At 68.1% G+C, this 270-nt stretch carries 1 protein-coding gene; it reads right to left on the bottom strand.

Annotation, left to right across the window (positions count from 1 at the left end):
- On the bottom strand, window positions 1-270 hold a 270-nt coding region (locus AC0IW9_RS30915; protein ID WP_471652124.1), incomplete at both ends, for an aminotransferase class III-fold pyridoxal phosphate-dependent enzyme.

The following is a 270-nucleotide window of genomic DNA, read 5'->3' as shown; positions in this document are numbered from 1 at the left end:
GCCGGGCGATCTTGAAGCCGGCCTCGGTCGCCTCGGAGCCGGAGTTGACGAAGTAGCGGTGGTAGTCGCCGCCCATCAGCGTGTTGAGCTGCTCGGCCAGCTGCGCCGCCGGCAGGTTCATCCCCGTGTGCGGGGAGTAGGCGATCGCCTGCATCTGCTCGGCGGCGATCTGCGCCAGCTCCGCCCGGCCATAGCCGTTGTTGACGCACCAAAGCCCGGCCATGGCATCGAGGTAGGTGGTGCCATCGGCATCGACGATGGTCGAGCCCT

Source organism: Belnapia sp. AC561 (assembly GCF_979252845.1).
The sequence above is the reverse complement of the archived record's forward strand: the minus strand, read 5'-3'. Positions and strand labels throughout refer to the sequence as shown.